The organism is Pseudonocardia sp. (assembly GCF_025465255.1).
Lineage (GTDB): Bacteria > Actinomycetota > Actinomycetes > Mycobacteriales > Pseudonocardiaceae > Pseudonocardia.
On sequence record NZ_JAODNI010000098.1, the window covers coordinates 1 to 4569 of the forward strand.

6 protein-coding genes are annotated in these 4569 nt (G+C 68.7%); 1 reads left to right on the top strand and 5 read right to left on the bottom strand.

The genetic code is table 11. The features are described 5' to 3' along the window. The 5 genes from JWP64_RS10895 to JWP64_RS10915 form a co-directional block, all read right to left on the bottom strand. Positions 1-196: sigma factor (locus tag JWP64_RS10895; protein WP_297495492.1), on the bottom strand; the 196-nt coding region annotated here is incomplete at its 3' end. A gap of 38 nt (positions 197-234) precedes the next feature. Next, positions 235-642 (bottom strand): YciI family protein, encoded by a 408-nt coding sequence (locus JWP64_RS10900; protein WP_297495487.1) that lies wholly within the window; start codon positions 640-642, stop codon positions 235-237. Between the two features lie 141 nt (positions 643-783). Then, positions 784-1494: a Tn3 family transposase gene (locus JWP64_RS10905; protein ID WP_297495488.1), complete on the bottom strand. Its 711-nt coding sequence runs from the start codon at positions 1492-1494 to the stop codon at positions 784-786. Between the two features lie 23 nt (positions 1495-1517). Further along, positions 1518-2840, bottom strand: coding sequence for a DUF1254 domain-containing protein (locus JWP64_RS10910; protein ID WP_297495489.1), 1323 nt, complete (start codon positions 2838-2840; stop codon positions 1518-1520). A gap of 103 nt (positions 2841-2943) precedes the next feature. After that, a complete protein-coding gene (locus JWP64_RS10915) occupies positions 2944-3327 on the bottom strand; it encodes a hypothetical protein (protein WP_297495490.1) in 384 nt (127 codons plus the stop codon). A 611-nt stretch (positions 3328-3938) separates the two neighbouring features. Between JWP64_RS10915 and JWP64_RS10920 the strand changes: the two genes are divergently transcribed. Further along, complete coding sequence (locus tag JWP64_RS10920; protein WP_297495491.1) at positions 3939-4259, top strand: hypothetical protein; 321 nt, start codon at positions 3939-3941, stop codon at positions 4257-4259. Positions 4260-4569: the final 310 nt, after the last annotated feature.

Below are 4569 nucleotides of genomic sequence, written 5' to 3' on the forward strand. Positions count from 1 at the left end.
GGGCGTCGAGGAACTTGCGCCAGGCAACCGTGACCAGCCAGCCCTTCGGGTCGGCGGGCTGCCGGTCCGGCCAGGTCAGCGCGGCCTGGACGAGTGCTTCCTGCACGGCGTCCTCGGCCGTCGTGAAGTCAACTCCGCGATGCACGAGGACGCCGATCACCCCGGGAGTCAGCTCCCTCAGCAGCAGTTCGTCCACCACCTGATCTGCCACCTGATCTGCCCCGGCCGGTCCGGTCACTCGGTGACCGTCGGCGGTGCGCTCAGGAACGGGCGCACCTCGAGCCACTCGTGGATCGGCTTGCCGCCGGCTCCGGGGGCTGCCGACAACTCGCCGGCGAGCGCGAGCGCGCGCTCGTAGGTGTCGACGTCGATCACCATCCAGCCGGCGATCAGGTCCTTGGTCTCCGCGAATGGCCCGTCGGTGACCGGCGGTCGGCCCTCCCCGTCGTACCGGACGAACGTGCCCTCGGGCGAGAGAGCCTGGCCGTCGACGTACTCACCGGTGCTCTCGAGCCGGGCGGCGAAGTCGGCCATGAACTGCAGGTGGTCTTCGACCTCCTCCGGGGTCCATTGGTCCATCGGGACGGCGTTGACGGGCTCGGGGGCGCCGCGGTAGTGCTTGAGAAGCAGGTACTTCGTCATGCTGGGTCTCCTTGCCGTGGTGCGGCCACGGTGGCCGCATCTGCCCCTGGGGACGGAGCCGCCAGGCCGGTCTCGACATCCTCGCCACATCTTCTTCGAGAACCTCCTGACGTAGCACGGTCCGAGCCACACGTCGATCCCTTACGGTGCGGTGAGGTCGAAGCGGGTGTTCATGTCGAGCCGGAACCCGCCGTAGGGGTTGATGTGAGTCCAGAACAGCGGACTCAGCCCGCGCCGCTCGTCGGCGCCCATCCGGTCATGGAACTCGGGCGTTTCCAGTACGGTCTGCACGAGCAGGGTGTTGACGTGCACCAACGCCGATTGGAGCAGGTGCAGGGCGAGCATCGAGGTCTCGGCGTGTTCGCGGTCGGGGCGGGTGAGGTCGCCGTCCTTGCCGTAGAAGATCACGGTGTTGCCGGAGTTCGAGTTCTCCACCACCTGCAGCCCGCCGTGGACCTCGCGCCGCAGATGCGAGTTCGCGAGGTAGTCGCAGGCGAAGATCGTGCGCACGGCCCGGCCGAGTTCTTCGAGCGCCGCGTAGGTGGGGTGCTTGGGCCCGCCGCGGGTGAACCGGTGTTCTTCAGTCGCGGCAGCAGCCGGAACCCGAGCACCCGCGAAGTCACCGCCGCGTGCGGCCGCGAGCCAGGCGTCGACGATCGCGCGCTGCCGGGCAAACCCGGAGCGATGAGTTCGCACTGGCCCGTCAGCTGCCGGGACGGCCGTGGCGCAGAACAGCAGCTCAGGTGGCACCGCGACACGAGCCATCCCATCCCAAACGATGCCTCCGCGTTCGGAACGAAGATCCCGGCGGGCAAGGTATCGGTCCAGCCGCTGGGCTCTGGTCGGCGGCAATCGGCAGTACCGGTGCCGCGCAATCAGATGTTCTTGCGGACCGCTGGGGGCGCCCAGGTGCCGTCGAGAGCGGTGGCCTCGGGGTAGTACAGCCGCAGTGTCAGGTTGAACGGGCCATCCGGCGCGGGTAGCCAGTTCGATTCCTTGTCCGGTCCGGGAGACTCGTGCTGGATGTGCAGGTCGAGGGTGCCGTCGTCGCCGAAGGTGAGGGGGTCTCGGTCACCGAGCGCGAACCGCTGCAGCGGGTTGGGGACCTGGAATCCCTCCTGGTCGTAGAGGGTCAGCGACCAGAACGCCTGCGCGGGCGGGATCTCATCGGCGTGGAAGCGCAGGAGGTAGTCGTTGGCGCCGGTGAGCGGATGGGTGTCGGCGTCGAGGTAGGCGATCGGGTAGATGGCGTCCTCGGGCAGGTTCGCCCCCAACCCGAGGAGGTCGACGGTGGCGCGTTTGAGGTAGTCGGTGCCCCAGGCGCCCATCGTCTCGGTGTTCATCTGCCAGCCGTTGACCTTGCGTCCGATCCGGTGCTGGAACCCGATGATCTTCTGCTGGGCGATCGGGACGGCCGCGGTGAGCGCGTCCTGCACGGAGGAGTCGGCCTTGGTCAGGTGGAAGGGTTCGCCCGTGATCAGGCCGAGCCGGGCCATGCGGTGCCGGATCGGGTAGTCGTTGGCGTGCGGGGGGTGGATGGTGAGCAGTTCGGCGGCCCGGTCGAAGAACTGCTCGGCCGTCAGCGCGAACACCTGCCGCAGCGGGGGTGTGGTGTCGTCCACGGCGGGGTCCACGGTGCCGCGGACCGCGGGTGGGGGACCCGGCCACGCGGACAGCGGGGTGATCGCCATGCCGTCCTGGAAGGCGTTGGCCGCGGGGTAGGTGGCCGTGCTGGCCCGTGTCCTACCGATGATCCACACCAGCGGGGTGGGCGCGTCGACGCGCCGGACCCCGTCGGGCAGCTCGCCGGACCAGCCTGGGCCGCAGACCACGAAGTGCCCGGCGCCGTTACCGGTGGTGCGGGTGCCGGGCACGGCGAAGATGTCGGTCCACATGTCATAGAGCGGCAGCAGGTAGTACAGGTCACCGGCGTCGGGCAGGGTGATGATCCGCGGCTCGGCGCTCAGGTCGAGCCAGGCTACCGAGTACAAGGTGTCGAAGTTGGGCTTGACGACGTCCTTGAACTCCGCCGGGGGGAACGTCCGGACGTGGGCGAACGTGTCCACCGGGCCCCGCCCGACGGCCTCCCCGGCCGTCCCCACGTTGGTCATCTGCGCCCGGGTGAGGTCCATGAGCACCAACGGGTACAGGTAGGTGTAGGCCTCGACGCCGATGGTCTCGGCGAGCTTGGTATCCATTGCGGTCTCCTTCTGCCGGCAGGTCGGGCACGCATTCTTGAGAAGCGACAGCCCCGGGGTGGACGGGCACCGTTCGGGTGGGGTGAACCAGGTCCTCGGGCCGCTACCCCGTGACCACCTCTCGTGGCCCCGGGATCGCCTCGTGTCCGGTGACCGCCTCGTCGAACGGGGGGAGCGGCTGGATCAACGGCGCCAGCCTCTCGGCGGCCTCGTGCGGGGTGATGACGTCGGCGGCGTCTAGTTTGATGATCTCGGCCTTGGCCGGGTCGATCTCCCAGACGTCCTCGCCGATGAGCCGGCCTCGGTCGTCGTAGGGCCAGACCATCTCCTCCTGGTCCTTGTACACATACATCGCGTTCTCGTCATCGACGTCGAACCCGAGGCCGCGCAGCACCCGGCCGGGCATGAACTGGTAAGCGGTCGGGGCCCAGGACGCGATGAAGTTGTCCGCGACGCGACCTGCTCGTTCTCGGCGAACATGACGCACTGCCCGGTCTGCGCCCAGTCCCGGTACAGGTTCTTGATCGCGTCGCTGCCCTCCAAGGTCGTGCTGAGCCCGAGGGCGTGGAAGTGGTAGACGGGTGCTCCACCATCATCTGCGGGACGAAGATCTCATCGACCGACCGGTGATCTCCAGCAGGCGGTGACGGTCATAGGCCTGCAGGAGATAGCGGTGCCGCGGGTTCTCCGTCTGCTCCAGCAACCGCCGGACCGCCACGTTCACCTGCGTGATACCGAACTTCGTTCGCCATCTCCACACCTCCCACCGTCGCCGCAGTCGAGCAGCCACGACGCAGACCACCGTCTCGTCGTCGCCGAACGCATCGAGCGAAGCCGCCCGAGCCGACACCCGCATCACCCGGCGGGGATGACCCACTCGGTCGAGAGTCGAGAACGAACGTCGGAGGGACGCCGTGCCGCCACAGCCGCTTCGGCGCTCTAATCACTGATGCGAGGTTTGCACGGCCCCACGGCCCGTCCGGATGATCGGCTACTACCCGGATGAGCGGATGCCGCCGGCAATCACCTCGTTGAGGTGAGGCGGGGACCGCAGCGTCGCGTCACGCTGTATGAGACTGGAGTGAGAGGAGCGCATCGATGGCGACAGTCGATTCCGCGACGACCCTCGGTGCCGGCCGGTCCGCCGGTGCAGCACCTCCGAACCGCTCCACCAGGGGGAGAGAGGCAGCTGCGAGTGCCACGGCAAAGAACGTGATCCATATCGAGCTGCCCGGCATCGGGCATCTGCACCTGCCCCCGCTGGACCAGGTCGCTTTCCTGGGCGGGATCGCGACGCTGGCGCTGATCGAGGTCATCGAATGGCCGGTCGCGGCGGTGCTGACGGTCGGTCACGTCCTCGCCAACAACCGTCACCACGCCCTGTTGCGCAGCTTCGGCGAAGCGCTGGACGAGGCCTGAGTCCCCTGTGGCAGCACCGTGTGCACCGCCGCCCTCGCTGCGCGGCCGGCGACCCGGAGTCGTCCGCGGGCGGCGCGTAGCGGCCGACGATCAGCCCGCTGATCAGCCGCGCTGTCCGGCCCGCGAGCTGCAGAGGCGTCTCTAGAGGATCAAGGCGCGGCCTCCGGCGCGCGGTCCGACCATGCAGGCCCTCGTTTCGGAGCTTCGACTGATCTCGAGCTCATCGCAGGCCGATTCGGCCCGAGACCGGGCTGCACCGAGCGGATCCACCGGTGCTGGTGCCGGCAGGACGGCGGGCTCAGGGGACAAC